Source organism: Micrococcus sp. HOU01, assembly GCF_035609305.1.
GTDB lineage: Bacteria > Actinomycetota > Actinomycetes > Actinomycetales > Micrococcaceae > Micrococcus > Micrococcus luteus.
In genome coordinates this window covers 215,644-241,589 of the sequence record NZ_CP141211.1, presented here as the reverse complement: position 1 = coordinate 241,589, position 25,946 = coordinate 215,644, and the positions used below count along the sequence as shown (strand labels likewise).

Genomic DNA, 25,946 nt, shown 5'->3' with positions numbered 1-25,946 from the left:
CATCACCCCTCCGCCAAGACGCCGACCGCCAGCTCCTCATCGGCCCCCACGCGAGAGCAGGTGGCCGATAAGTTCGCTTCGCCGCCGCTCTTCGATGTCGGGATCCGCCGCCTGGATGAACTCCACAGCGTTGAAGCCGTCACCCTGGCGGCGATTCTGCGGGGGCTCGATCCCCTCGATCAGCAACGCCTCCATCGTGGCGATGAGGGTGTCCACGCCGATCCCGGCTGCCGGCACCGCTCCGAGGGTGCCGTTCTCCTCGACGGGGCGGACCCCGAACCAGGAGAAGCGGTCCCACCGCGCGGAGAGGCGGTCACGCGTGTGCTCCGCAAGACGGTGCCCCAGGCGAGTGGCGGTCACCCTGCCGACGTACACGACGCGGTTGCCGTCGTAGAGGATGTACACCCCGGCCTGTCCTGCGAAGTCCGTGGGAGTTGCCCCGTCCTGCTGCACACCACGGAGGCGGGTGGCCTTGCCCTGCCAGTGGACCTCCTCGCGCCGCCAGAACATGCCGAAGGCGTTGATGAGGCCCATGTCGTCGTCGGCGGCTCCCTCGCCTGGAGCCACCGACGGGGGCTGCGCGACCGGCTGGTCGGCATCCCCCGCCAGCGACGTCGTCGACGGCTTCTCATCCAGGAGGCGGTAGCGGCCAGGTGAGACCTTGAGCAGCTGCTCCTTGAGGTGCATGGAGATGTTGGCGGCCACCGTGTTGGCCGGCGTCGCACCGATGCTGTCCTTCGACCGGTATCCGCGGTCGATGATCTCCTGAGCGATGTCCGCGTAGTGCGCCTCGCCGCCGAGGTCGTTGAGGGCGCGGAGGATCGCCTTCCGCCAGGTCATGTCTGCCATGGCTCGAGCCTAGGGGTTGCTCATGAGCGGTGCCCGCTACTGTGTCTGCCAGGCCCGGTACGGTGTCGGCAGTCGGACCAAGACGTGCGGTCGCATGCGAAGAGAGGACACTCATGCCCGAGCTGACCTGGGTGGGCAAAGACAAGGTCATCACCCACCATCTCGACGTTCCCCTGCGAGTGCTGGACCGGAAGTACTCGTTCGACGAGGTCGGCCAGAGCGAGACGGACAACGACTCCCCCAACATGATCATCCATGGGGACAACCTCGAGGCCCTCAAGGCCCTCCTGCCTCGCTACGAGGGACGCGTGGACTGCATCTACATCGATCCGCCCTACAACACCGGCAACGAGAGCTGGGTGTACAACGATAACGTCAGCGACCCCCGCCTCCAGAAGTGGCTGGGGGACGTCGTAGGCAAGGAGGGTGAGGACCTCACCCGTCACGACAAGTGGCTGTGCATGATGTACCCCCGGCTCCGGCTGCTGCACCGCCTGCTCGCGCCCACCGGTGCCATCTTCATCTCGATCGACGACAATGAGGTTGCCGCGCTCCGCCTGATCTGCGATGAGATCTTCGGCGCGCGTTGCTTCATCGCAGACATCTCCTGGCAGCGCACTTACGCCACCCGCAACAACTCCAAGGGCATCCCCGCCGAAGTGGAGCACCTACTAGCCTTTTCCAAGGAACCGGACTGGAAGCCCAACACCCTGTCGCGAACCGCCTCGATGGATTCGAAATACAAGAACCCTGACAATGATGTCAGCGCATGGCGGACCGACAACGCCACCGCGCCCGGTGCGGCAACTCACCAGGGCATGGTGTACGCCATCCAGAGCCCCTTTACGGGAGAGCTGGTCTACCCCGCTCAGGGGCGATGCTGGACCTTTGAACAGCCAGAAGTCATGCGCATTATGGCAGGGTGGACTGACTATGAGCTCAAGGATCTCAACGACGCAGTCGAGCGCGCCCGCGTGTGTGGGATCAGCCCAGATAAGGTCAAGCCGGGTGTCCCGGCCCTGGTGCTCGCCAAGCCGCTCGCAGAGGCCCGCCAGGACGCCCAGACCGTCTACGAGAAAGGTCCTTGGCCGCGTTTTTTCTTCACTCGCAACGGGCAGGGTGGGATTGCGCGCAAGACCTATCTGGACGCCGTCGGCGGCCTTCTTCCCACCAACCTCTGGACCCACCAGGAGGCTGGCCATACGGACGAGGCCAAGAAGGAGATCCGCGCGATCTTCAACGGCCGCGTCGCCTTCGACACCCCCAAGCCCTCCCGGTTAGTGGAGCGGGTGCTCGCGATCGCGTCGAAGCCGGGTGATCTGATCCTGGATTCCTTCGCCGGGTCTGGCACCACCGGCCAGGCCGTCCTCAACGTGAATGCCCGGGACGGCGGGGGGCGGCGTTTCATCCTTGTGGAGCTCGGCGACTACGCGGAGACAGTCACCGCCGAGCGGGTGCGTCGCACCATCCGGGGATACAAGGGCACCCGGTCCCAGGAACATGTCCTCTTCGATCAGAAGCTCACGGTCGCCACCGTCAAGCGCGGCGCAGACGTTTTTGCGGAAGCCATGAAGGTGTATGAGGAGGCACTCGGCACCTATACGAAGGTGTCTCGTCCCAAGGTCACCACCACCGTCACGGGAAAGACCGGCGTCCCCTCCGTCCGCGTTGTCGCCATCCAGGAGCACGAGCAGGACGTCTCCGGCACGGGCGGGTCGTTCTCCTACTACGAGCTGGGTGAACCCCTTCTGCGCGAGGGAGACCTGAACCCGATCCTGCCCCTGGAGCGACTGCGAGAGTACATCTGGTTCACCTCGACGGGACAGCCGTACCAGGGCGGCGCTGAGAAGGTCCACCCTGACTTCCTCGGCACCCACGCGGGGGTGTCCTACTTCTTCGCCTACGACGCCTCGGAGACCACGGTGCTGGACCGCTCCTACCTCGCCTCGATCCCCACCACGTGCCGGGCGGAGGCGTACGTCGTCTTCGCTGACGTGTGTGTCCTCCCCGAGGGGCAGCTGGCGACGCATGGCGTCACTTTCAAGAAGATCCCGCGGGACATCGCCCGCCTGTGAGGGGCAGGAAAGGACAACGATGGAACTGAAGAAGTACCAGAAGCGGGTCATCGCCGACCTCAAGGACTACTTGGAACATCTGAGCCGCGAAGGCTCCCTGGAGGGCGCGTTCCGGTCGTTCTGGGCGACGCGAGGGGTCACCGTCGGCCAAGGTGGGGCCGCCGGATACCAGAACACCATCGAGGGCGTCCCCCAGGTCTGCTACAAGGTGCCCACGGGCGGCGGCAAGACCCTGCTGGCGTGTGCGTCGGCCCAGCCGATCTTCCAGTCCCTGCCCCCAGCGCGCCACCAGGCGGTCGTCTGGCTCGTACCGTCGGAGTCCATCCTCACGCAGACCTTGGCCGCGCTGAAGAACCCTACGCATCCCTACCGGCGCCAGCTCGACGCTGACTTCGGCGGGCGCGTCCACGTGTATTCCAAGGAGGAACTGCTCGCCGGGCAGAACTTCAATCCGGTCGCCGTGGCCGAGCAGCTCAGCGTGATGGTGCTCTCCTACGACTCGTTCCGCGCACGCAGCAAGGATGGCCGCAAGGCCTACCAGGCCAATGGGAATCTCATCCCCTTCAGCACAGCACTGGGAGTGCCGGAACAGCCGATTCCCACCGCGGATCAGAGCGCCCTGTTCCAGGTCATCAATCAACTCAATCCGATCGTGATCGTCGACGAGTCCCACCACGCGACCAGCAGTCTCAGCCTGGAGATGCTGGGGAACTTCAACCCATCCTTCATCCTCGAGCTCACCGCCACCCCCAAGAAGCAGGCCAACGTCATCTCCTACGTCAGTGCGTTCGAACTGAAGGCCGAGCACATGGTCAAGCTCCCCGTGGTCGCCTACAACCGCGCATCGCAGACGGACGTGATCACGGACACCATCGACCTACGGCAGTCGCTGGAGACTGCCGCCAGCGAAGTGCGCGAACAGGACGGCCGCTATGTACGTCCCATCGCACTGTTCCAGGCTCAGCCGAAAGCCCGCGAGGACGCCACTTCTTTCGAACGCCTTCGTTCCAAGCTGGTGGCGGCCGGCATCCCGGCGGCGCAGATCGCCATCAAGACCGCGGAGGTCAACGAGCTGCGCGGCGTGGACCTCCTCAGCCCGGAGTGCGAGATCCGGTACATCATCACCGTCAACGCCCTCAAGGAAGGATGGGACTGCCCCTTCGCCTATGTCCTTGCGTCCTTGGCGAACAAGACGAGCCAGGTGGATGTCGAGCAGGTCCTCGGCCGGGTGCTCCGACAGCCTCACGCGACACGCTTCAGCAACCCTCTCCTCAACATGAGTTATGTGCTGACGTCCTCCCGCGACTTCAACGACACCCTCACCAAGATCATCTCCGGCCTGAACGCCGCCGGCTTCAGCAAGGACGACGTTCGCGCCGTTGACGTTCCTGACACGGCGATCGTCCCGGAACCCAGGCCCGTCGACGATCCCGAGGAAGACCGGGGCCACCAGCTGCCAGACAGCGCTCCTGATACCACAACCGAGGAGTTCCTGGAGTTCGATGAGCAGCAGATCTCCACTCGGTTGAACACCAAGGATTCATCATCGTCGGAGGGCGCTGCACAGTCCGGAGTCTCATCCCTGCTCGCCGAGGCGCAGCAGCGCGAGGCCTCCTATGGCAGAGCGGCTGACGCGGCCGCTCACACGAACGCGCCCATAGTGCCTGCGGAACTGGAGGACGCCGTCGTGAGCAGCCACATGTTCCGAGAGCTCGCCGACGAGTTCGCCGGGTACGCATTGCCACAGTTCGTGACCCCGGAGGAAGGGAGCGCTCTCTTCTCCGAGATGGAGAGCGGGCTGGTGGCACTCCACCACGAAGCGCTGGGCGCCGGCTTCACCCTGCGAGGCAAGGACACGCGAATCAACCTAACGGTGGATGAGCAGATGTTTCAGATCGACGTCCGCTCCGCCAAGGATGTCCCGCGCGCTTTCCGAATGAGCGTTCAGGATCAGCGCATCATGCGGGAACATTTTGGGAACCTCGATCTCGACGCGCAGAGGCGAAGTGCCGCAGGGGACATCTTCACGAGGTTGAAGCCCATCAATGCGATTCGCGATGCCGACCTTCGCGCGTACGTCGCGCAGGTGGTGGAGAACTTCGATGCCACAGCCATGGCCGCCTACCTTGAACACCCCCAGAGGGCGGCCGAGCTCATCCAGCGCAAGATCAATGGCTTCCTGGACGAGCACAAGGCCCAGAAGTTCAAGGACGACCTCGAAATCGGCCGGATTCGGGTGGACTTCACCTACTACCTCCCGGAGACCATCAACCCCGTCGACGCGACGACCACCATCGGCGGTTCCCTCTACGAAGCCGAAGACCGCATGAACAAGGACGAGGTCGAATTCGCCACTCGCTTCTCGGCGATGAGCAACGTCCGGTGGTGGCACCGCAACATCGAGCGCCGAGGCTTCTGCATCAACGGCCCCATCAACCACTACCCGGATTTCCTCGTGATGACTACGCGCGGTCACCTGGTCGCAGTTGAGCCCAAGGGTGCACACCTCAAGAACGACGACTCCCGCATGAAGCTCCGGCTCGGCCAGAAGTGGGCCGAACTGGCCGGCCCGGACGTCCGCTACTACATGGTCTTCCAGGATGACACGGCGCCCCTCGAAGGAGCTCACACGATGAGCAAATTCTTTGAGCTTCTGAGTCAACTCTGAGCCAGGCTCGGATGACGACCGCAAGACCCAGAGACAAGGACGTCCTCACTTAGGAGCTCCGGGCCCCTTAATACGTCGGTGCCGGACCTACGTTTATGGGCCGACCCGGCAATCAAGAAGGGGACGCAATGTTCACCATTGAGATCTACTTCATGGATGGCCTGACCGGCTGGGCTGACCCCGTTTCGTAGGTCCAGTCGTTATGAGAGTCGTCCTGTTGCCCGCGGTCGCGGGCAGGGAGACTGGTCAGATCATGACGAACAGCAGGAAGCGTCACACCCCCGAGCAGGTTGTCCGTAAGCTCGGGCAGGCCGACAGGATGCTCGCCGATGGTCAGGACGTCGCGGCGGTGTGCCGGGAGCTGGGGGTGTCCGAGCAGACGTACTACCGGTGGCGGAACCAGTACGGCGGCCTCAAGGCCGACGACGCAAAGCGCCTGAAGGAGCTGGAGAAGCAGAACGCGACCCTGAAGCGTCTGCTCGCGGAAGCGGAGCTGGAGAAGGCCGCGCTCAAGGAGCTGGCTGAGGGAAACTTCTAAGCCCGGACAGGCGCCGCGCCGCCGTCGATCACCTCAAGCGCAAGTTGCGGGTGAGCGAACGGATGGCGTGCCGTCTGGTCGGGCTGAGCCGCTCCGCGTACCGGCGACCGCTCAAGGGCGACACGGTCGCGGACCCGGATCGGGCGCTCAGGGAGTGGCTGCGCGCCTGGGCGAAGGACCATCCCCGCTACGGGTATCGGCGGGCGTATCACGACGCCCGCGCCGAGGGGTGGGTGGTGAACCACAAGAAGATCCAACGCCTGTGGCGTGACGAAGGGCTCCGGGTCCCGCAGCGGCGTCGACGCAAGCGCGTCGGGTCCTCGACCGTCGACGCGCCGACGGCGGACGCGCCGAACGTGGTGTGGGCGGTGGACTTCCAGTTCGACGCCGACGAGCACGGACGACCGATCAAGATCTGCTCGATCGTCGACGAACACACCCGGGAGTGCATCGGCGGGCTCGTGGAGCGCTCGATTACCGCCGACCGACTCACCGCCCACCTCGAGGACCTCGTCGCCGCCCGGGGCGCCCCGGCGGTGCTCAGGTCGGGCAACGGGCCGGAGTTCATCAGCGAGGCGGTGGTCGACTGGGCCGGCACCCGCACCGGCCTGTCCTACATCCCTCCGGGCTCGCCGTGGCGCAACGGGTACGTCGAGTCGTTCAACAGCCGGATCCGCGACGAGTGCCTCAACATCAACAGCTTCTACTCGCTGCTGCACGCACAGGTCATCATCGGCGACTGGAAGGACGAGTACAACCACCACCGCCGGCACTCCTCGCTCGGCTACCTAACCCCAGCCGAGTACGCTCGGCAGTGCACCCATCAAATGGAAACCGACGACTCACAGAACGTCCGGACCGAATGAAGGGGGCGGCTCACCGTCGTGGACGCTTCTCGAAGAATCGCGCCGAGCGCTCTCACGACACCGGGCACAGCCGCTCCGTGGGCAGGGTCAAAGTGACGCCCGCGGCGAGGCCGCCGAGGGATGAACCGACTGTAAGCCGAGTTCTGTGCCCGTCAGCCAGCTCTCCTTGCATCGGCCCACTTCTGCCAGCGGCCGAGGATCATCGGCACGGCGGTCTCCCGCCACCACGGCAGGTGGACGAGCCCCTGGCTCATCCCGCCCACGTTGTATCGGACCATGTGCACGCTCTCCCGGTCGTAGGGCATGGCCTCGGCCAGGATCTCCTCGATGGCGCTTTCCACGAGGCCCTGCAGCTCGGCGCGCGACGCTGGCATCGGCTCGCTCGCGAACCGCACCCGCAGTTCGGTCCAGAGCCCGACGCTCCCACGGAGCCCGTACTGCTCGGGGCGCACACGGAAGAGGTCGCCGAGGGTCGCGGGTTCCCAGTCCGCCTGCGGCTGCTCCTCGTCCTGCGCAGCGGCCAGTGCGACCATCCAGGCTCGAGCCGCCTTGATGTGGGGGCGGGGGCCTGCGTGGGTGAGGTTCAGCGGCGGGCGCCACGCCGTGATCACGTGCTTCTCGACGTCACCGAGGGCCACGGGCACTTCGGGCACCCAGACGCGAAGGACCAGGTGGTCGACCATCCACCTGGTCAGCGCTTCTTCCGAGCGCTCGCTGAGGTCGAAGGTCGCCGGACTCTTGCTGGAAGGCTTGCCCCCGGCCCGCAGCACCGGCCAGAGGAGCGCGGAGTGCTCCAGCAGCGCTGCGAACGTCCTGCGCACGGTGGACCGGCCGGTCTTGCCCGTGCCGAAATGCTGCCGCACGTCCCGGGCGGCCAGGCTCCGCTCGGCCTTGCCGACGTACAGCAGGCCGGCCTCCCCCACCGGCACCTCCGGGCCGAGCTCTCGACGCACACGGGACACGTCCTTCGCGTACACGGCGTAGAGGCCTGGGGCGTCCGGGACAGGGCCGCCCTCCTCCGACCAACCGGTCACGCCCCACTCCGGGCCAACGTCTCCGAAGAGATGCAGCTCGAACACCGGCCCGCGGCCCAGAGTGCGCACCGCGTCCTGAACGGTCGCCTCCAGGCGCGCCGGCGTCAGTTCGTACGTCATGGCTCCATGATGGCGAACATCCGGACGCGTTAGCGCCCCACAGCTGTGCTCAGGGTGCCCCGCTCGCCACAGCGCGGCATCATGGCCCCATGGTCTCCGCCCCGTTGCCCTTCCGCCGCTGGGAGACCCCAGCAGGGCTGGCACCTTCGCTGATCTTCGAAGACGGCGTCGGCCCTGGGATCTACGTCCTCGAGTTCTCGAACGGGGATCAGTACGTGGGCCAAAGCATCCATCCCGCCACCCGGTTCGCGAGCCACCGCCGGCGGTGGCAGGACATCGTGGCCGTGAACTTCACCCCGGTGCCTCCGGAGGAGTTGGATCGGGTCGAACAGGACATGATCACGGAGAAGCGACGCGCGGGCGTCCGCCTTCGTAACCGCACGCTGCTCGCCCAACCGTTCGGAGACTCCCCCCTCGACTTCATCGTCACCCAGGAGGAACAAGCCAGGTGGATCGGGGACGATCCCTTGACCGCGGAGCGGGAGATCGCCCCGCAGCGGATCGTTGAGGCCCGCGCCCGACGAGGCGCGGACGGAGGACGCCTCCCTGAACCGGTCCGAGCCCACCCGCATCTCGCAGAGGCCGTCGACTCGATCGCCGGCTACCTGTACTACGTGATCCCCCTCCCCACGGAGACGGAAGGGCGCGGCTGGGTGCTCAGCGCGTGGCCCTCCACGAACCGCACACGGAACCACCGCCGGTTCGCGACCCTGAGCATCCACAACGTGGAGATGTTGTACCTCTACGAGGACCGGACCGAGGACGGCGAGTGGGAGCAGACCATGGTCCTGAACGTCCACGACTCCCTGGAGATCGACGACGAACTCCGCCCCCTCTTCTCTCGGAACACCTACCGGACCACCGGCCCGGTGTGGAGCGCCACCGTCCACGGGTGGGAGGACATCGGCGTTCTCCTCGGACACCCCGCAGTGCTCCTCGCCGCACGCAAGCTGGCTCTCTCACAGTTGCGGAAGGGACGGGCGATGTTCTCCCGAGCCCACAGCTGGGCCCTCGCCGACGCGGCGTTCGACCACATCGGGAACGTGCTGGACGGGTGGGCCACGGCCGGGAACGACTAAGCGGCTCACCCTGGCTCGTCATTGGATGAAATTCGAGTCCGTGTAGCTGATTGAGGAGTAAACACCATGCCCGTCGAGATGAAGATGTGGCGGATGGGCGATGGCGGGACCCCGCGCCCTCTGGCTCACACCAGCATGTCGTCCGAGGCCCAGTTGCAGGCGTTCCTCGCCGAGGACCCCACGATATTGGGCGAGCCCTTGCTGGTGATCGGACGAGAGGTGCCCACGCCATACGGCACCCGCATCGACATCCTCGCAATGGACGTCGAGGGCAATCTGCACGTCCTCGAGCTGAAGAGGGATCGAACGCCCCGAGAGGTGGTGGCCCAGATTTTGAAACCTCCGCTATCAAAGGGCTCACAGTTGCCAAACCTCGGCGTGTTAGGTCAGCGCAAGCCTCTCCAAGACCAGTCGGTGCTCGTTAACAAATTTATCAACCACGGCCTCAAGATCATCCTCATAGAACGCCCCAGAATCATAACCGTGTGACTCGTCAAGTCTTAAATTCGCCCTGACGCGCTTTACATCCGCCACTCCCACGTTGAAGTCCGGGCGCGGGTAGCCCAGCTTCGCCGTATAGGTTGCCCCACCAACGGACCTTCTGACCTTAATAAAGTTGTTTTTGGGCTTTTCGAATTCACAACCGAGTCCCTCGAGCTGAGACTTGAATTCCTTGAACTTAAGACTGCGATCCCCTCTCTCAAGCGCCCGCGTACGTGTCTTAAGCCAGGCGCTGATCTTTGCAACCTCTTCGTCTACATCGTGGGTCTCGGGGGTGCCCCCTTGGAAAGTGTGGCCAGCCACCTGGGTCGACATCTCATATAATTCATCCTCGTTGGCACCCACCAAAAGGATTCGATTTCTTTGCAGGAAAACGAGTAGAACGACCAGCGCAGTCCTCTTGTTTCCATTCTCAAATGGGTGGTTCAGGGCCATTCCATAGAAAAGCGTGGCCGCGACGTCTAAAACGTCAGTGTACTTAAACGCTGATCCCAATCCGGTCGTTTGTCGAGCCACGGCACTCGCCAACCCGTTTGGACGCAGTGCCTTAACGGCTCCGAAGTCTTGTCCAGCGAGAGGACCCGTGGCCAGCCTCTCGCGAATGGTGATAATCTCTTCTTCGTCAAGGTACTTCACGTAGGCCTCCGAATTATAAAACGGCTAAAATTGCTCCGGCGGGCTAAAATCCGCCCGAACCCCCACCATCCTGTGCGAGGTTACTGAAGCGACTGTAATGTCCCTGGAACCCCACCACAATCGTCTTCGTGGGCCCGTTCCTGTGCTTGGCCACGATCAGGTCGGCCTCGCCGGCGCGCGGGGACTCCTTGTCGTACACGTCCTCGCGGTGCAGCAGGATCACCATGTCCGCGTCCTGCTCGATCGAGCCCGACTCACGCAGGTCGGACACCTGCGGCCGCTTGTCCGTCCTCTGTTCGGACCCGCGGTTCAACTGGCTCAACGCGATCACCGGCACGTCGAGCTCCTTGGCCAGCAGCTTCAACGCCCTAGAGAACTCGGCAACCTCCTGCTGACGGGACTCCACCTTCTTGCCCGAGCTCATGAGCTGCAGGTAGTCCAGCACCACCATCTTGAGGTTGTTCTTCTGCTTGAGCCGCCGGCACTTGGCGCGGATCTCCATCATGGTCATGTTCGGGGAGTCGTCGATGAAGAACGGCGCCTCGTTCAGCCGCCCCACGGTCGCGGCGATCTTGGACCACTGGTTGTCCCGGATGGTGCCCTTGCGCAGGTCCTGCAGCGCGATCGTCGCTTCGGCGCTCAAGAGCCTCATGGCGATCTCGTTCTTGCCCATCTCGAGGCTGAAGAACACGGTGGCCATGTTGTGGTGGATGGCCGCGGCCCGCGCGAAGTCGAGCGCCAGCGTGGACTTGCCGACGGCCGGGCGCGCCGCGATCACGATCATCTGCCCGCCGTGCAGGCCCTGCGTCAGCTCGTCGAAGTCGTAGAAGTCGGTGGGGACGCCCGTCAGGCCCTCCCCCTGGTTGCCGGCCGCCTCGATCTCGTCGACGGCGTGCTCCATGATCTCCGCGAGGCGCACGTAGTCCTCGGACTGGCGGTTCTCCGCCACCTTGTAGATCTCGGACTGCGCCTCGTTGACGATCTCCTCGACCTCGCCGTCGCCCTGATACCCCAGCTGGGTGATCTTGGTGCCGGCGGTCACGAGGCGCCGCAGGACGGCCTTCTCCGCCACGATCTCCGCGTAGAAGCTCGCGTTGGCGGCGGTGGGCACGGACTGGATCAGCTCGTGCAGCACGGCGGGGCCGCCCACGCGGCTCAGCTCCTGCCGCTTGTTCAGCAGGTCCGCCACGGTGACGGCGTCCGCGGGCTCACCGCGGCCGTAGAGGTCGATGATCGCCTCGTAGATCATCTCGTGGCTCGGCCGGTAGAAGTCGTGGCCGCGCAGCAGCTCCACCACGTCCGCGATCGCGTCCTTGGAGAGCATCATGCCGCCCAGCACCGAGCGCTCCGCCTCCACGTCCTGGGGCGGCAGGAAGCGTTCAGAGGAACGGCCGCCGTCGTAGGAGCCCGAGTCTCCGTAGTTCTCAGTCAACGTCCGGAGACTCCCTTCCCACAGCCCGCACGACGGCGGCCCTCGCCGGTCTTCCCGGCCCTGATTCCTCTGTTGTCACCGCCCGTGCCGCCGCACCCTCCTGCAGGCGGACGGTGCGACGGTCCCCGGGGCGACGGTCCGAGCGGATGCGCGCCTGTCAGTGGTCACCTGTGGCCAATACCCGCCCTCGCGTTGGGGATACCACGGGACCCTACGCGCGCCGTGGAGGCTGGGCAACCGCGTTTCCCACAGGCCTTGTGGACAACGTGTGGATTCGGCGGCGTGTCGTGTGGATCGCCTGGGGACCACGCTGGGGACAACCGCTCGGCCAGTCCCAGAATCCGGCTCTGACCTGGGACGATGCGATCCCCAGCGCTGTGGAGGAAGATTCTCCACCCCCCTTTGGCCCCGGCCGCGGGACTTGACAGCACCCTCGTTTGCGCCCTCATCACACGGCCTGGTACACGCCTATCCACACCATCGTCCACACCCTCCACATCTGTGGACAACTCCTGTGGACAAGGTGCACGGATCTGGGGACGGCGAAGTTGACAGCCTCTGCGCGCGGCCCCAGGTCCTCCCCGCGCCCACCTCTCCCGGCCGCCCCGGACCGCCCGGCACCGATGACTCACGCACGTCAGTGACCCGCCCCAGAGTCATTGGACGGAACGCGAGCACGGTGCTTGGGTGGAACCCGTCGTCGTGTCGTCCGCCACAGTGAGGAGCCCGCCGTGCCCCCGGCCACCACCGCCCCCTCCCCGGCCTCGCTCCCCCTCGACGGCGTCCTCGTCGCCGACTTCTCCCGCGTCCTCGCCGGCCCGCTCGCCACCATGACGCTGGCGGACCTCGGGGCGCGCGTCATCAAGGTGGAACACCCCGAGCGCGGCGACGACACCCGCGGCTGGGCCCCGCCCCGCTCGGCGACGGGCGCCACCTACTTCGAGTCCGTGAACCGCAACAAGGAGTCGGTCGGCTGGGACCTGAAGGACCCCGAGGACCAGCGGCGGGCCGCCGCCCTGGCCGCCCGGGCCGACGTCGTGGTCCACAACCTCAAGCCCGGCACCATGGAGCGCCTCGGCCTGGGCTACGACGACGTCGCGCGGGAGAACCCGTCCGTGGTCTACGCCGCCGTCTCCGGCTTCGGCGACCGCGAGGGCCGGGACCTGCCCGGCTACGACTTCATCGTCCAGGCCGCGGGCGGGCTCATGAGCATCACCGGCGAACCGGACGCCCCGATGAAGGCGGGCGTCGCCCTGGTGGACGTGCTCACGGCCAAGGACCTCACCGCCGGCGTGCTCGCCGCCCTGCTGCGCCGCGAGCGCACCGGGGAGGGCGCCCACCTGCGGCTGAACCTGCTCTCCTCGCTGCAGGGGGCGCTCGCCAACCAGGGCCAGGCATGGCTCGGCGCCGGCGTCGTCCCGCGGCGGATGGGCAACGACCACCCCTCGATCGCCCCCTATCAGCTGCTGGCGTGCCGGGACGCGCTCTCGGCGCAGACGGCGGCTCACTGGCGGGACGTGCTGCAGGCCGAGCGGCTCCCGGTCGGCCTCGTGTCCACCGTCGCCGAGGGCGTCGAGCTGGCCGAGTCCCTCGGCCTCGAGCCGACCGTCGAGGTCCAGGACCGCTCCGGCGCCCCCGCCGGCCGGCAGTTCCGCCACCCGGTGCAGTGGGACCCGCCCGTGGCGCACCCGCGCCACGCGCCGCCCGCGCTCGGCGCGGACACGGCGGCCGTCAACACCTGGCTCGACGCCCACTGACCACCCCGCAGAGAGGACCCCCGCCATGACCACCCCGTTCCACGCCGAGGCCGACTCGTTCCTCGGCCGCGCCGACGTCGTCGGCCTGGACTCCCTGTTCTCCGCCGAGGAGAAGGCCGTCGCGCTGCAGGTGCGCGGCTTCGTGGACGAGCACATCCGCCCGCACATCGCCCGCTGGTACGACGACGCCGTGTTCCCGCGCGAGATCGTCCCCGAGCTGGGCCGTCTCGGCGTGCTCGGCATGCCCTACGAGGGCCACGGCATGCCCGGCCGCTCGGCGGTGGAGTACGGCCTCGCCGCGCAGGAGCTCGAGGCCGGCGACTCCGGCCTGCGCACCTTCGTCTCCGTGCAGGGCTCGCTCGCGATGGGCGCGATCCACAAGCACGGCTCCGAGGAGCAGAAGGCGCAGTGGCTGCCGCGCATGACCGCCGGCGAGGCGGTCGGCTGCTTCGGCCTCACCGAGCCGGGCGCCGGCTCGGACCCGGCCTCCATGACGACGACGGCCCGCCAGGAGCCCGGCGGCGACTGGGTGCTCGACGGGGTCAAGCGGTGGATCGGGCTGGCCACGCTGGCCGACGTCGCGATCATCTGGGCGCAGACCGGCGAGCCCGGCGACGGGCGCGGGGTGCGCGGCTTCGTGGTCCCCACGGACACCCCCGGCTTCCGCGCCGAGGCGATCCCCCAGAAGCTGTCCATGCGGGCGTCGGTGCAGTGCGAGATCCACCTCGACGGCGTGCGCGTGCCCGCCTCCGCGATGCTGCCGGCCGACTCCGCCGTCGGGCTCAAGGGCCCCTTCCAGTGCCTCAACGAGGCCCGCTACGGGATCATCTGGGGTGCGATGGGCGCCGCCCGCGACTCCTTCGACGCCGTCCTCGACTACGCGATGCAGCGGCAGCAGTTCGGGGTGCCGCTGGCCTCCCACCAGCTGACGCAGGCCAAGCTCGCGGACATGGCCGTGGCCATCGGGAAGGGCTACCTGCTGGCGCACCAGATCGGCCGCGCCAAGGACGCCGGCCCGCTCACCCCCGCCATGATCTCCGCCGGCAAGCTGGACAACTGCCGCGTGGCCATCGGCATCGCCCGGGAGGCCCGCGAGATGCTCGGCGGCAACGGCATCACCCTGGAGCACTCGCCGCTGCGGCACGCGAACAACCTCGAGTCCGTGCGCACCTACGAGGGCACGGACGAGGTCCACCAGCTCGCGCTCGGCCGGCACCTCACGGGCATCGGCGCGTTCGCCCCGGCCCGCTGAGCCCCGCCCCCGGGCTCAGGCGTCGTCGGCGGGCGCCTCGGGCGCCGGGGCCTCCTCGGCGACGGAGGCGAGGATCGGGGTGGCCGGCAGCTTCCGCACGCGCTTGGGGCGGCGGGCGCGGGCGGGGATGAGGGCGCGCATGTTCTCGGTCTTGCCGAAGCAGAGCAGCCGGTCGCCCTCCTCGAGGACCTTGGTGTCCGCGGGGTTGGGGAACACGCAGGTGCCGCGGTGCAGGGTGAGCACCTGCAGGTCCTTCGCCAGCAGCCCGGAGTCCTCGATGGACTGGCCCACCCAGCCGGAGCCGGCGTGCACGGTGATCTCACCGACCCCGTACCCGGTGGACACGGCCAGGCGCTGGCGCACGTCGATGTCCGGGAAGCCGGCCTGGTCCGCCACGTAGTCGATGATCGCGCCGGCCACGTCCAGGTCCGTGGCGGCCTCGATGCCCTGCAGCCCCGGCGAGGAGTTCACCTCCATGACCAGCGGACCGTGCTCGCCCTCGAGCATGTCCACGCCGGCCACCCGCAGGCCTATGATGTGGGCCGCCCGCACGGCGGTCTCCGCGTACTCGGGCGAGAGCTCGACGCGCTCCACGGTGCCGCCGCGGTGCACGTTGGAGCGGAACTCGTCCCCCTGGGCCCGGCGGCGCATCGCGGCCACCACGCGGTCCCCCACCACGAGCGCGCGGATGTCCGTGCCCTTGGACTCCTCCACGAACCGCTGGATGAGCACCTGCTGGTTGGTGCCGTGCAGCGTCTCGATGATCGCCTCGGCCACCTTCTTGGTCGGCGCCAGGATCACGCCGATGCCCTGGGTGCCCTCGAGCAGCTTGATCACCACGGGTGCCCCGCCCACCATGTCGATCGCCGTGGAGACCTCGCCGCGGTTGCGCACGAACACGGTGGCGGGCATGTCGATCTCGTGGCGGGAGAGGATCTGGGTGGCCCGCAGCTTGTCCCGCGAGTTCATGATGCCGGCGGCCGTGTTGGGCGTGTAGACGTCCATCTGCTCGAACTGGCGCACCACGGCGGTGCCGAAGTAGGTCACCGAGTTGCCGATGCGCGGCAGGACGGCGTCGTAGCCGGAGAGGGGGCGGCCGCGGAACATCAGATCGGGCTCGTCCGAGCTGAGGTCGATGCCGAAGCGCAGGGTGTCCAGGACCTTCACCTGGTGGCCGCGCTCGAGCGCCGCGGTCTTGAGTCGCTGCGTCGAGTAGGCGCGCAGGGAACGGGAGAGGATGGCGAGCTTCATGACCTCTTTCCTGGGAGGATGAGGGGCGTGTCTGAATCTAAGCACACGGCCCCGGCCTCCCACGGCGTGCCCCCCACCGACGACGGCGCCGCTCGCCCGGGTCTGGTGGGCTGGCGCGAATGGGTCGGCCTGCCCGCCGCCCACACCCCCTGGATCAAGGCCAAGATCGACACCGGTGCCCGCACCTCGGCGCTCCACGCCTTCGGCATCGAGCGGTTCACCCGCGACGGCGCCGCGTGGGTCCGGTTCGAGGTGCACCCGTGGCAGACCTCGGCCGCGGACGCGCGGACGGCCGAGCTGCCGGTGGCCGACCTGCGCACGGTCCGCTCCTCGAACGGCGAGGCGCAGGAGCGCGTCGTCGTCGTGATGCCGCTGACCCTGGCCGGCCGCACGATCGAGGCGGAGGTGACCCTGACCCACCGGGACGAGATGGGCTTCCGCATGCTCGTGGGGCGCACCGCGCTGGCCGCCGGCGGCCTCCTCGTGGACCCGGCCGCCTCGTACGTGGGCGGGCAGCCGCCGCGCGGCGTGCGCCGCCGGAACCGGGGACGCGCGTGAGCCGTCGCCCCGCCCGCGCCCCCTTCGCGTTCGGCGGGGTCGAGGTGCCGGCCGGCCGCCGCCACGAGCTGTCCCTGCCGATCTCCCAGCTCGTCACCGGCGCGGACGTCACCCTGCCCGTGCACGTGCTGCACGGCCGCGAGGACGGGCCCACCGTGTGGGTCTCCGCCGCGATCCACGGGGACGAGGTGGCCGGCGTCGAGATCGTCCGCCGCGTCCTGGAGCGCCTGCAGCCCACGCACCTGCGCGGCACCCTGCTGGCCGTGCCCATCGTCAACGTGCTCGGCGTGATGGCCGGGGACCGCTACCTGCCGGACCGCCGCGACCTGAACCGCTCCTTCCCCGGCTCCGCCCGGGGCTCGCTGGCCTCGCGCATCGCGCACCTGATGATGACCGAGGTGATCGGCCGCTGCACCGTGGGCATCGACCTGCACACCGGCGCGGACCGCCGCTCCAACCTGCCGCAGATCCGCTGCGACCTGGAGGACCCCCAGACCCGTGCGCTCGCCGAGGCGTTCGGCGCGCCCGTGCTCTTCCACGCCCGCCTGCGGGACGGCTCCCTGCGCGCCGCGGCCCGCGAGACCGGCGCGCGCGTGCTGCTCTACGAGGCCGGTGAGGCCTGGCGGTTCGACGAGTACGCGATCGCCCCCGGCGTGGACGGGGTCCTGCGCGTGCTCGCCGCCCTGGACATGGTGGACCCCACGGACGTCGGGCTCACCGAGCCCGGGCCGGACGCCGTCGTCGACGCCCCCGGTCCGCTGCCCGGCGAGGTCCCCGAGGAGCGGACCACGGACGTGCCCGAGGCGACCGACGCCACCGGCGAGGACACCGCCGCCGTGCACCCCGACGTCGTCGACGGCGAGCAGGACGCCCCCTACCTGGTGTGGCAGTCCACGTGGGTGCGCGCCCGCGCGGACGGCCTCGTGCACCTGGACGTCTCCCTCGGCGAACGCGTGAGCGCCGGGGACCGGATCGGCGCGCTCTACAACTCGTTCGGCCGCCGCCTCGCGCACGTGAAGGCCGAGCTGACCGGCGTGGTCATCGGCCGCACCGAGGCACCCCTGGTGCACCGCGGCGACGCCCTCGTGCACATCGGGGGATGGGACGCATGAGCAGCCGCGGGGCGTTGGCCGCGCGCCGGAGCCGCCCCGCTCAGGCCGGGGACGGGCGCCGGGCGATGGCCCGGCCGCCGTGCACGAGCCGGTAGTAGAGCAGCAGCGCCAGCACCGCGTAGGAGACCGCCATCCCCGCGAGGATCGGGTAGACGACGGCGTTGTCCCCGTGCCGGTCGTGCAGCACGCCCACGACGGCACGGCCCACGATGGTGCCCGCGGCGAAGAGCAGGAAGAACAGGCTCGGCACCATCGCCGGGTAGCCCTGCTGCTGCGCGAACGTGGCCATGAACGCGAGGATGCCGCCGTACATGAACCCGGAGGCCAGGGCCACGCCCGCCGCCGGCGCCACCTCCGCGGAGAACACGTCCGCCCGGTGCAGCCGGAACCGGCCCGCCAGCGGCGGCTCGGGCACGCGCAGGAACAGGGCGATCAGCAGGGCCATGCCCGTGAAGCCGATGCACGCCCAGAACAGGGCGTCGTAGCCGACGGCCGTGCTCAGCTGCAGGGCCACCATCGGCCCGACGGCGCCCGCGAGCGTCATCGACGTGGAGAACCAGCCGGTGCCCTCGGAGCGGCGCACGGGCGGGACGATCCGCTGCACGGCCGTGGCCAGCACGGTGCCGGCCGCGCCGAAGCACATGCCGTTGAGCAGCCGTACCACGGTCAGTGCGGCCAGGGAGTCCGCCCAGAGGTACGCCGCCGTCGTGAGGACGTAGCAGGCCAAGGCGACGAGCAGGACCCGCCGCCGCCCCCACGCGAAGGTGGCGGGCGTCGTCGTCATGCGGGTGAGGACCGCGCCCAGCACGAACGCCCCCACCACGACGCCGGCCTCCGCGTCCGACGCGCCGAAGGACGTGACGGCGTAGAGCGCCATGGCGGTCATGAGCGTGTAGAAGATCATCGCCACGAACAGGTAGGTCGCGCTGACGAGGATGAACGGGCGCGTCCACAGCGGCGGGCGCGGGACCGCCGCCGAGCCGGCGAGGTCGGAGGGCGGTGGGGCGGAGGGCATGACCTCCATGTTCCCCCACGGCACGAGGCCCCGGCCCGCTCGTGAAGAGCGGACCGGGGCCTCGGGTGCGCGTCGCGTACGCGACGGGCTCAGAAGCGGATGATCACTTCTTGGCCTTGGCGGCCACGACCTGCAGCTGGACGGTCGCGATGACGTCCTCGTGCAGGCGGACCTGGGCCTCGTGGTTGCCCACGGACTTGATGTGCGCCGGCAGGGTGATCGAGCGCTTGTCCACGGAGCCGAGGCCGGCGGCCTCGATCGCCTCGGCGACGTCGGCGGTCTGGACGGCGCCGAACAGGCGACCCTCCGCACCGGCGGTGCGCTCGAGCTTCACGGTGGCGGACTGGAGCTGCGCGGCCTGGGCCTGCGCGTCCTCCAGGTTCGCCACGGCGCGGGCCGCGCGTGCCTTCTGCAGGGACTCGACCTGCTTCTCCCCGCCCTTGGTCCACACGGTGGCGAAACCGCGCGGGAGCAGGTAGTTGCGGGCGTACCCGTTCTTGACCTCGACCACGTCACCGGAGGTGCCGAGACCGGCCACTTCCTGGGTCAGGATGAGCTTTGCCATCTGGGTGTTCCTTCCTTCGCTCGCTCGATCAGCCGCGGCCGGCGCCGGCGTAGGGCAGCAGGGCCACCTCGCGGGCGTTCTTGACGGCCTGGGCGATCTTGCGCTGCTCCTGGACGGTCACGCCGGTCACGCGACGGGCACGGATCTTCCCGCGGTCGGAGATGAACTTGCGCAGCAGGGCCACGTCCTTGTAGTCGATCTCGGTGATCTTGGCGGCCTTGAGCGGGTTGGACTTCGGTTTGGGCTTGCGGAGTTCAGCCTTCGCCATCGTGGTGCTCCTTCAGAGTTCTCTGGAGCCCGCAGAACGGTTCTGCGGGATGGGATCACGCGGCGTCCCGTGCCGGGCACGGGGCCGTGTGCAGTGCGGCCCGGCGGTGCCGGGTCGCGGGTGGGATGGGCCACCGGGGGGGCGGCCCTCCGGGCGAGGTGCGCCCGGACGGAGAGGTCCGTGGTGTTCCGTGTCCGTCGCGGCCGTGGGGGCCGCGCCCGGTCAGCGCAGGATCAGAACGGGGGCTCGTTGGAGGACGGGGTGTCCCATCCGCCGCCACCGCCGCCGGACCAGGGGTCCTGCGGTGCGGCCTGGCCGCCGCCCTGCTGCTGGCCGCCCCAGCCGCCGCCCTGCTGGGCGCCGCCGAAGCCGCCGTCGTTGTTCCCCCCGAAGCCGCCGCCGGCCGGGGCTCCGCCGAAGCCGCCCCCCTGCTGGCCGCCGCCGAAGCCACCGCCGCCGCCACCGCCGCGCTGGGCGCGGGTGACCTTGGCCGTGGCGAACCGCAGCGCCGGGCCGACCTCGTCCACGTCCAGCTCCCAGCTGGTGCGACGGTTGCCGTCCCGGTTGTCGTAGGAGCGCGCCCTGAGGCGGCCCTGCACGATCACGCGCATGCCTTTGGTCAGCGACTCCGCCACGTTCTCCGCGGCCTCGCGCCAGACCGAGCAGCGCAGGAACAGCGCTTCGCCGTCCTTCCACTCGTTGGTCTGGCGGTCGAACGTGCGGGGCGTGGACGCGACGGTGAAGTTCGCGACGGCCGCGCCGTTCGGGGTGAAGCGCAGCTCCGGGTCGGCGGTGAGGTTGCCGACCACGGTGATGACGGTCTCGCCTGCCATGGTCACTCCTGTCTTCGGGGGTTCTGCCGGTCAGTGACCGGATCCGGGGATCCGGGACTGCTCAGCGGGGTTCCGGTGGGGCGTCGGGGACTGATCCGATGCTCTCAGACCCTCCGGACACGGTACGAGGATCACTCAGCGGTGATCTTCTGCTCCTCCGGACGGATGATCTTGGTGCGCAGGATCGTCTCGTTGAGGTTCAGCAGACGGTCCAGCTCCTGGGTGGCGGCCGGCTCCGACTGGAAGTTGACGACCACGTAGATGGCCTCGGACTTCTTCTGGATCTCGTAGGCGGTCTTGCGGCGACCCCACACGTCGATGTTGTCGACGGTGCCGCCGGCGTTCGTGACGACCTCGAGGTACTTCTTCAGGGTCGGCTCCACGGTGCGCTCGTCGACCTCAGGGTCGATCAGCACCATCAGCTCATAAGCACGCATGCGAACCCACCTCCTCTGGGCTTGCGGCCGCGGTCTCTCCGCGGCAGGAGGTTCTGTGCTCGTCGTCCGTGTGATGCTCCGCGCTCTTCGGCGGCACACAGACAACCTGACCCATCCTAGCAGTTCGAGGGAGGGGCACTGGCGCGGCGCCCACGTACGCGGGCGCCTCCCGCGCCGACGCCTCCCGCGCGTCGAGTCCGCGAGCCAGACGATTCGGTCGTTTTCCGGCCGCTTTTACGACCGAAATCTCTGGCTCGCGGCCATCCAAGAGCAGAAATCTCTGGCTCGCGCCGCCCCCACGCGCAGCCTCACACCCCGCGGAAGAACTCCCGCACGGCCGCCGTCAGGTGCTCCACGTCCCGCACGCCGCACATCTCGCGCGCCGAGTGCATGGACAGCAGGCCCAGGCCCACGTCCACGGTCCGGATGCCCAGGCGGGTCGCCGAGATCGGGCCGATGGTCGAGCCGCAGGGGACGTCGTTGTTCGAGACGAACTCCTGGAACGGCACCCCCGCCACACCGCACCAGCGGGCGAACGCGGCCTCGCCCCCGGCATCGGTGGCGTAGCGCTGGTTGGCGTTGATCTTCAGCAGCGGCCCGTGGTTCACGCGCGGGTGGTTCACGGGGTCGTGCCGCTCGGCGTAGTTCGGGTGCACCAGGTGGCCGGCGTCCGCGGACAGCAGCCAGGACCCCGCGATCGCCCGCGCCCGGCCCTGCCCGGCCACGCCGAGCGCCTCGAGCACGCGCCCCATGACGTCCTCGAGCAGCGGCCCGGCCGCCCCGGACCGCGACGCCGACCCCAGCTCCTCGTGGTCGAACGCGGCGAGCAGCGGGATCACCGGGGCGCCGGCCGCCTCACCGGCCACCCCGCCCGCGACGGTCCCCTCGTACGCGATCGCCCCCTCGGCGCCGCCGTGCTCGCGCGCCAGCTCCTCGAGCGCCACGAGGCCCGCGTGCACCGAGCTCAGGTTGTCCAGCCGACCCGACGCGAAGAACTCGCCCGCCAGCCCGAAGAGTCCCGGCTCCTGGGCGTCGGCCACCACGACGTCGTGCCCACGCACCGCGGCCGGGTCCACACCGGCGGCGGCCGCGAGCGCGGTCAGCACGTCACCGGGCACGCGGGCGGCCAGACCGTCGACCTCCGCCTCGCCGGCGTCCTCGCCGCGCGGGGCGAGCGCCCCCACGACGGGGTTCGTGTGCCGCTGCCGCTTCAGCCTCAGCCCCTCGTTGACCTCGCGGTCCAGATGGATGGCCAGCTGCGGGATGCGCCCCACGGGCCCGGTCGCGGCGAGCACCTGCGTGCCGTCGTCGAGGGCGAGACGCCCGGCGAAGCGCAGCTCGCGGTCCAGCCACGAGTTCAGCAGCGGGTCGCCGTACACCTCGACGCCGGCCTGCACCCAGCCGTCGGCCGTCACGGTGGCCGGGTTCGGCTTGAGCTTGAACCCCGGCGAGTCCGTGTGTGCGCCGAGCACGCGGAACACCGGCACGACGCCGGCGCTCTGCCCCGCCTCGTCCGGCCCGGCCGCGCGCGCCTCAGCACCCTCGTGGCGGCCCAGCGCCCCGGCGCCCGTCGGCACGATCCAGGCCACCGCCGCGCCGTCGCGCACCACCACGTAGCCGCCCGGTGCCGCCGGGAAGTCGGCCGTCTCGTCGAGGCGGGTGAAGCCGACGGCCTCCAGGCGGCGTGCGACCTCCTCCGCGGCGTGGTAGCTGGAGGGCGAGGCGGTCACGAACTCGGCCAGGTCCCGCAGGTGGGCGGGCAGCTCGGCGGCGGTGTCACGGGTCACGGGGGTCATGCCCCGACCGTACCGCCCCCACCACCCCGTCCGACTACCCTGGCCCGCAAGCGGGCCCGCCGCATCGCCCGCCCCGTCAGCGCAGGAGGAGCCCGCCGTGGACATCATGATCGCCGTCGCCGTGGGGGTCTTCCTCCTGGTGGCGTGGACCGTGGGCGGCTGGGCCATCGTGCGGATGGGCTTCACCCGGGACGGGGACGCGGCCCGCGCCCCCGCCCACGACGACGGCGCCGCGCGTCCGGCGCACCCCGGCGCGGCCGCGGACCCGGCCACCGACCCCCACGTGATGTGGCGCGAACAGATGAAGGCGGCCACGGCCGCCTCCGGGGCGCAGTGCGTCTGCCCGCCACCCCGCGAGGGCGGCGCCGCCGAGGCGGGGACGAGCACGCCGCCGTCGTCCCCGGACTGCCCGATCCACCGCTGGGACTACGCCTGAACCGCGGCCGGTCGGCCTGAGCGCCCCCGGGCCGGTCCGGCGTACGCGCCGGCGAGCGGGTCGGTGTCCGGGTGGCCGCCGTGGTCGCGCTTCACGAGGTCCTCGGCCGGGTGCAGCATCTCCCACACGACGCGCCCGCACAGCCACAGCACCGCGAGCATGTGCGCGAGGATCGCGGCCACGTAGACGGAGTCGTCCATGGAGTGCTGCGGCGGGGTCTCGGCCACCCCCTTGGCCAAGTACATCCACACGGCGAAGAAGTGCAGCGCCTCCACCGTCTGCCACACCCAGAAGTCCCGCCACCGCGGCAGGGCGAGCGCCAGGAGCGGGATCAGCCAGACCACGAACTGCGGTGAGTACACCTTGTTGGTGAGCACGAACGCCGCCACCACCAGGAACGTCAGCTGGGCCAGCCGCGGGGTGTGCCGCACCCGCACGCCGAGCACGAAGATCCCGAGGCAGCACACCGCGAAGGTGCCGTAGGCCAGCAGGGTGAGGGAGTCCTCCGGCACGAACGCCCACCCGGCCTGCGCGGCGGTCACGTCCCACGCGTGCCACACGCTGGACAGGCCCGGCCCGCGCTCGCCGGAGAAGGTGAAGAACACGGACCACGCCTGGAAGTTCACCGCCATGAGCGGCACGTTGACCGCCGCCCACGCCGCCACCGTGCCCCCGGCCGCGAGCAGGAACGGCCGCCACCGCCGCGAGCGCACCGCCAGGATCAGCAGCGGCCCCAGGATCAGCAGCGGATACAGCTTCATGGCCGCGCCGAGGCCGAACAGCACCCCCGCCGTCAGGGACCGGCCGCGCGACCACGCGTACATGCCGCACGCCAGCAGGGCCACGGCCCACAGGTCCCAGTTGATGGTGCCGGCCAGCACGATCCCCGGGGCCACGGCCACCATGAGCCCGTCCGTCCACCGGCGCCCCGCCATCCGGACGGTCAGCACCGCGACGACGGCCCACAGCACCACCACGAACCCGAAGTTCACGAGCCAGAACACCACCGTGCCCTGCTCCGGCGAGAACGGCAGCGCCTGCGTGATCCAGGCCGCCACCGAGCCCACGACGGACATCAGCACGGGGTACTCGAACGTGGAGCCCGCCCGGAACGGCGCCCACGGGTCCGCCGCGAACCCGCGCCCGCCGTAGAGCGCGGCCCAGTCCGAATAGCAGCCCGCGTAGTAGACGTCCGGGGCGCCCCAGCCGTGCAGCAGGCACGGCGACTTCTGCAGCACGGTCACGACGGCGGCCAGAGCCACCAGCAGCCCCGTCAGCGCCACGGGCCCGGCCCAGGAGCCGGTCCCCCGTCCGGGGCCGTTCGCCGCGAGGCCGCCGGCGAGCTGGAAGCGTCCGCCGCGCTCGCCGGGGGCGGGCAGGGTCCCGGACGGTGCGCTGTCAGCGGAACGCCCGGCGGGGACACCCGGGGCGGTCACGGCGTCGCTCGGGGCGCCGTCCGCGGCGTGAGTGGGCGGCTCGCTGGGGGTCGCGGCGTGCGCGGGGGCCGGTCTCATGCCCCCATCCTAGGAAGCCGCCCGGACACCGGACGGGCGGGGCCGCCGTCGTCGGTCGTAGACTGGCGTGGTTGATCCCCGGGTGAGCGCTCCGCCGAACGGTGTGGGCCCCCTGTGCGCGCGCCGCGTGCCCGCACCCGTTCCGGACAGTCGAGGAGAGAACCAGACCGTGGCCACCAATCCCATCCGCGTCGCCATCGCCGGCGTGGGCAACTGCGCAACATCCCTCATCCAGGGTGTGGAGTACTACCGCGAGGCGAAGGCCACGGACACGGTCCCAGGCCTGATGCACGTGCAGTTCGGCGACTACCACGTGTCCGACCTCGAGTTCGTGGCCGCGTTCGACGTGGACGCGAAGAAGGTCGGCCTCGACCTGTCCGAGGCCATCACCGCCTCCGAGAACAACACCATCAAGATCGCGGACGTGCCCCACGCGGACGTCACCGTCCAGCGCGGCCCCACCCTGGACGGCCTCGGCAAGTACTACGCCGAGACCATCGAGGAGTCGGAGGCCGAGCCCGTGGACGTGGCCCAGGCCCTCCGCGACGCGGAGGTGGACGTGCTGGTCTGCTACCTGCCCGTCGGCTCGCAGCTGGCCACAGAGCACTACGCCCAGGCCGCGATCGACGCCGGCGTCGCGTTCGTGAACGCCCTGCCCGTGTTCATCGCCGGCACCCCGGAGTGGGCCGAGAAGTTCACCGCCGCGGGCGTGCCGATCGTGGGCGACGACATCAAGTCCCAGATCGGCGCCACCATCACCCACCGCGTGATGGCCAAGCTGTTCGAGGACCGCGGCGTCACCCTGGACCGCACCTACCAGCTCAACGTGGGCGGCAACATGGACTTCAAGAACATGCTCGAGCGCGAGCGCCTGGAGTCCAAGAAGATCTCCAAGACGCAGGCCGTCACCTCCAACACCTCCGCGCAGCTGGGCGAGAAGGACGTGCACATCGGCCCGTCCGACTACGTGGCCTGGCTCGACGACCGCAAGTGGGCGTTCGTGCGCCTCGAGGGCCGCAACTTCGGCGACGCCCCCGTCTCGCTCGAGTACAAGCTCGAGGTGTGGGACTCCCCCAACTCGGCCGGCGTGATCATCGACGCCGTGCGCGCCGCGAAGATCGCCCTGGACCGCGGCATCGGCGGGCCGATCCTCTCGGCCTCGTCCTACTTCATGAAGTCCCCGCCCGTGCAGCACAACGACGACGCGGCGCACGAGCTTGTGGAGGCCTTCATCCGCGGCGACATCGAGCGCTGACGAGCCCGGTCCCCGCGGACCGTGCACGACGCCGGCCCGTCACCTTCCCCGTGGAGGTGACGGGCCGGCGTTGTCGTGGGGGCGCGTGCCGCCCCGGCC

At 69.4% G+C, this 25,946-nt stretch carries 23 protein-coding genes; 11 read left to right on the top strand and 12 right to left on the bottom strand.

The annotated features are described in order from the left end of the window. Positions 1 to 36: 36 nt before the first annotated feature. Positions 37 to 849: a GIY-YIG nuclease family protein gene (locus SOY78_RS01115; protein ID WP_196773867.1), complete on the bottom strand. Its 813-nt coding sequence runs from the start codon at positions 847 to 849 to the stop codon at positions 37 to 39. A gap of 113 nt (positions 850 to 962) precedes the next feature. On the opposite strand from SOY78_RS01115, the gene SOY78_RS01110 reads away from it, so the two are divergent. The 3 genes from SOY78_RS01110 to SOY78_RS01100 all read left to right on the top strand — a co-directional run bounded on the left by SOY78_RS01110 (position 963) and on the right by SOY78_RS01100 (position 6,996). Continuing rightward, positions 963 to 2,924: a site-specific DNA-methyltransferase gene (locus SOY78_RS01110; protein ID WP_324701665.1), complete on the top strand. Its 1,962-nt coding sequence runs from the start codon at positions 963 to 965 to the stop codon at positions 2,922 to 2,924. 19 nt (positions 2,925 to 2,943) lie between these two features. Then, on the top strand, positions 2,944 to 5,592 hold the full coding sequence (locus tag SOY78_RS01105; protein WP_237069450.1) for a DEAD/DEAH box helicase: 2,649 nt from the start codon (positions 2,944 to 2,946) through the stop codon (positions 5,590 to 5,592). Positions 5,593 to 5,845: 253 nt separating this feature from the next. Next, positions 5,846 to 6,996, top strand: a protein-coding gene (locus SOY78_RS01100) for an IS3 family transposase (RefSeq protein ID WP_324701664.1) whose coding sequence is annotated in 2 segments (ribosomal slippage) — positions 5,846 to 6,116 and positions 6,116 to 6,996 — 1,152 coding nt in all. Because the reading frame shifts where the segments join, the coding sequence is not laid out codon by codon here. Positions 6,997 to 7,148: 152 nt separating this feature from the next. Here the strand turns inward: SOY78_RS01100 and SOY78_RS01095 are convergent. Next, the gene (locus SOY78_RS01095) at positions 7,149 to 8,150 is read right to left on the bottom strand and encodes a GIY-YIG nuclease family protein (RefSeq protein ID WP_237069391.1); all 1,002 of its coding nucleotides are present in this window, start codon (positions 8,148 to 8,150) and stop codon (positions 7,149 to 7,151) included. An 89-nt stretch (positions 8,151 to 8,239) separates the two neighbouring features. On the opposite strand from SOY78_RS01095, the gene SOY78_RS01090 reads away from it, so the two are divergent. Beyond that, positions 8,240 to 9,229, top strand: coding sequence for a GIY-YIG nuclease family protein (locus SOY78_RS01090; protein WP_152744298.1), 990 nt, complete (start codon positions 8,240 to 8,242; stop codon positions 9,227 to 9,229). A gap of 66 nt (positions 9,230 to 9,295) precedes the next feature. After that, positions 9,296 to 9,718, top strand: a complete 423-nt coding sequence (locus tag SOY78_RS01085; RefSeq protein ID WP_135030547.1) for an endonuclease NucS domain-containing protein — start codon at positions 9,296 to 9,298, stop codon at positions 9,716 to 9,718. Here SOY78_RS01085 and SOY78_RS01080 read toward each other — a convergent pair. Together SOY78_RS01080 and dnaB are read right to left on the bottom strand one after the other, a co-directional pair. Beyond that, positions 9,611 to 10,366 (bottom strand): type II toxin-antitoxin system death-on-curing family toxin, encoded by a 756-nt coding sequence (locus SOY78_RS01080; protein WP_098471014.1) that lies wholly within the window; start codon positions 10,364 to 10,366, stop codon positions 9,611 to 9,613. The genes SOY78_RS01085 and SOY78_RS01080 overlap by 108 nt on opposite strands. Positions 10,367 to 10,409: 43 nt before the next feature. Then, positions 10,410 to 11,798 (bottom strand): replicative DNA helicase, encoded by a 1,389-nt coding sequence (gene dnaB, locus SOY78_RS01075; protein WP_416383414.1) that lies wholly within the window; start codon positions 11,796 to 11,798, stop codon positions 10,410 to 10,412. A 731-nt stretch (positions 11,799 to 12,529) separates the two neighbouring features. Here dnaB and SOY78_RS01070 point away from each other — a divergent pair. Together SOY78_RS01070 and SOY78_RS01065 are read left to right on the top strand one after the other, a co-directional pair. Then, the gene (locus SOY78_RS01070; RefSeq protein WP_237069392.1) at positions 12,530 to 13,555 is read left to right on the top strand and encodes a CaiB/BaiF CoA transferase family protein; all 1,026 of its coding nucleotides are present in this window, start codon (positions 12,530 to 12,532) and stop codon (positions 13,553 to 13,555) included. Between the two features lie 25 nt (positions 13,556 to 13,580). Beyond that, positions 13,581 to 14,807 carry an acyl-CoA dehydrogenase family protein gene (locus SOY78_RS01065; RefSeq protein ID WP_141842961.1) on the top strand — a complete coding sequence of 409 codons (1,227 nt, stop codon included), beginning with the start codon at positions 13,581 to 13,583 and terminating at the stop codon, positions 14,805 to 14,807. Between the two features lie 15 nt (positions 14,808 to 14,822). On the opposite strand, the gene rimK is transcribed toward SOY78_RS01065, so the two are convergent. Continuing rightward, positions 14,823 to 16,058 (bottom strand): 30S ribosomal protein S6--L-glutamate ligase, encoded by a 1,236-nt coding sequence (rimK, locus tag SOY78_RS01060; protein ID WP_141842962.1) that lies wholly within the window; start codon positions 16,056 to 16,058, stop codon positions 14,823 to 14,825. Between the two features lie 27 nt (positions 16,059 to 16,085). On the opposite strand from rimK, the gene SOY78_RS01055 reads away from it, so the two are divergent. Both SOY78_RS01055 and SOY78_RS01050 read left to right on the top strand, forming a co-directional pair. Beyond that, positions 16,086 to 16,616, top strand: coding sequence for an ATP-dependent zinc protease (locus SOY78_RS01055; RefSeq protein ID WP_141842964.1), 531 nt, complete (start codon positions 16,086 to 16,088; stop codon positions 16,614 to 16,616). Continuing rightward, complete coding sequence (locus SOY78_RS01050; RefSeq protein ID WP_095353504.1) at positions 16,613 to 17,728, top strand: succinylglutamate desuccinylase/aspartoacylase family protein; 1,116 nt, start codon at positions 16,613 to 16,615, stop codon at positions 17,726 to 17,728. The genes SOY78_RS01055 and SOY78_RS01050 overlap by 4 nt, the downstream gene beginning before the upstream one ends. 40 nt (positions 17,729 to 17,768) lie before the next feature. Here SOY78_RS01050 and SOY78_RS01045 read toward each other — a convergent pair whose 3' ends face one another. The 6 genes from SOY78_RS01045 to SOY78_RS01020 all read right to left on the bottom strand — a co-directional run bounded on the left by SOY78_RS01045 (position 17,769) and on the right by SOY78_RS01020 (position 22,642). After that, positions 17,769 to 18,743: an MFS transporter gene (locus tag SOY78_RS01045; protein WP_237069393.1), complete on the bottom strand. Its 975-nt coding sequence runs from the start codon at positions 18,741 to 18,743 to the stop codon at positions 17,769 to 17,771. Between the two features lie 103 nt (positions 18,744 to 18,846). After that, entirely contained in the window at positions 18,847 to 19,308 is a 462-nt protein-coding gene (gene rplI, locus SOY78_RS01040; RefSeq protein WP_002857787.1) for a 50S ribosomal protein L9, read from the bottom strand. Between the two features lie 28 nt (positions 19,309 to 19,336). Continuing rightward, positions 19,337 to 19,576: a 30S ribosomal protein S18 gene (rpsR, locus tag SOY78_RS01035; protein WP_002857788.1), complete on the bottom strand. Its 240-nt coding sequence runs from the start codon at positions 19,574 to 19,576 to the stop codon at positions 19,337 to 19,339. A gap of 233 nt (positions 19,577 to 19,809) precedes the next feature. Continuing rightward, positions 19,810 to 20,409 (bottom strand): single-stranded DNA-binding protein, encoded by a 600-nt coding sequence (locus SOY78_RS01030; RefSeq protein ID WP_324701663.1) that lies wholly within the window; start codon positions 20,407 to 20,409, stop codon positions 19,810 to 19,812. A gap of 131 nt (positions 20,410 to 20,540) precedes the next feature. Further along, a complete protein-coding gene (gene rpsF / locus SOY78_RS01025) occupies positions 20,541 to 20,846 on the bottom strand; it encodes a 30S ribosomal protein S6 (RefSeq protein WP_002857790.1) in 306 nt (101 codons plus the stop codon). Between the two features lie 308 nt (positions 20,847 to 21,154). Next, entirely contained in the window at positions 21,155 to 22,642 is a 1,488-nt protein-coding gene (locus SOY78_RS01020) for a M18 family aminopeptidase (protein ID WP_324701662.1), read from the bottom strand. Between the two features lie 106 nt (positions 22,643 to 22,748). Here SOY78_RS01020 and SOY78_RS01015 point away from each other — a divergent pair, with 106 nt between their 5' ends. Continuing rightward, positions 22,749 to 23,078: a hypothetical protein gene (locus tag SOY78_RS01015; RefSeq protein ID WP_235186532.1), complete on the top strand. Its 330-nt coding sequence runs from the start codon at positions 22,749 to 22,751 to the stop codon at positions 23,076 to 23,078. On the opposite strand, the gene SOY78_RS01010 is transcribed toward SOY78_RS01015, so the two are convergent. After that, positions 23,069 to 24,592: a glycosyltransferase family 87 protein gene (locus tag SOY78_RS01010; protein WP_141842974.1), complete on the bottom strand. Its 1,524-nt coding sequence runs from the start codon at positions 24,590 to 24,592 to the stop codon at positions 23,069 to 23,071. The genes SOY78_RS01015 and SOY78_RS01010 overlap by 10 nt on opposite strands. Before the next feature lie 169 nt (positions 24,593 to 24,761). On the opposite strand from SOY78_RS01010, the gene SOY78_RS01005 reads away from it, so the two are divergent. Next, positions 24,762 to 25,847, top strand: coding sequence for an inositol-3-phosphate synthase (locus SOY78_RS01005; RefSeq protein ID WP_002857798.1), 1,086 nt, complete (start codon positions 24,762 to 24,764; stop codon positions 25,845 to 25,847). Positions 25,848 to 25,946 lie beyond the last annotated feature (99 nt).

Bases quoted from the DNA above. Each gene is read 5' to 3' on its own strand.
- rpsR (WP_002857788.1), bottom strand. From the start codon at position 19,576: ATGGCGAAGGCTGAACTCCGCAAGCCCAAACCGAAGTCCAACCCGCTC.
- SOY78_RS01105 (WP_237069450.1), top strand. From the start codon at position 2,944: ATGGAACTGAAGAAGTACCAGAAGCGGGTCATCGCCGACCTCAAGGAC.
- SOY78_RS01115 (WP_196773867.1), bottom strand. From the start codon at position 849: ATGGCAGACATGACCTGGCGGAAGGCGATCCTCCGCGCCCTCAACGAC.
- SOY78_RS01030 (WP_324701663.1), bottom strand. From the start codon at position 20,409: ATGGCAGGCGAGACCGTCATCACCGTGGTCGGCAACCTCACCGCCGAC.
- SOY78_RS01020 (WP_324701662.1), bottom strand. From the start codon at position 22,642: ATGACCCCCGTGACCCGTGACACCGCCGCCGAGCTGCCCGCCCACCTG.
- SOY78_RS01090 (WP_152744298.1), top strand. From the start codon at position 8,240: ATGGTCTCCGCCCCGTTGCCCTTCCGCCGCTGGGAGACCCCAGCAGGG.
- SOY78_RS01065 (WP_141842961.1), top strand. From the start codon at position 13,581: ATGACCACCCCGTTCCACGCCGAGGCCGACTCGTTCCTCGGCCGCGCC.
- SOY78_RS01095 (WP_237069391.1), bottom strand. From the start codon at position 8,150: ATGACGTACGAACTGACGCCGGCGCGCCTGGAGGCGACCGTTCAGGAC.
- rpsF (WP_002857790.1), bottom strand. From the start codon at position 20,846: ATGCGTGCTTATGAGCTGATGGTGCTGATCGACCCTGAGGTCGACGAG.
- SOY78_RS01085 (WP_135030547.1), top strand. From the start codon at position 9,296: ATGCCCGTCGAGATGAAGATGTGGCGGATGGGCGATGGCGGGACCCCG.
- SOY78_RS01015 (WP_235186532.1), top strand. From the start codon at position 22,749: ATGATCGCCGTCGCCGTGGGGGTCTTCCTCCTGGTGGCGTGGACCGTG.
- rplI (WP_002857787.1), bottom strand. From the start codon at position 19,308: ATGGCAAAGCTCATCCTGACCCAGGAAGTGGCCGGTCTCGGCACCTCC.
- SOY78_RS01110 (WP_324701665.1), top strand. From the start codon at position 963: ATGCCCGAGCTGACCTGGGTGGGCAAAGACAAGGTCATCACCCACCAT.
- SOY78_RS01010 (WP_141842974.1), bottom strand. From the start codon at position 24,592: ATGAGACCGGCCCCCGCGCACGCCGCGACCCCCAGCGAGCCGCCCACT.
- SOY78_RS01045 (WP_237069393.1), bottom strand. From the start codon at position 18,743: ATGCCCTCCGCCCCACCGCCCTCCGACCTCGCCGGCTCGGCGGCGGTC.
- rimK (WP_141842962.1), bottom strand. From the start codon at position 16,058: ATGAAGCTCGCCATCCTCTCCCGTTCCCTGCGCGCCTACTCGACGCAG.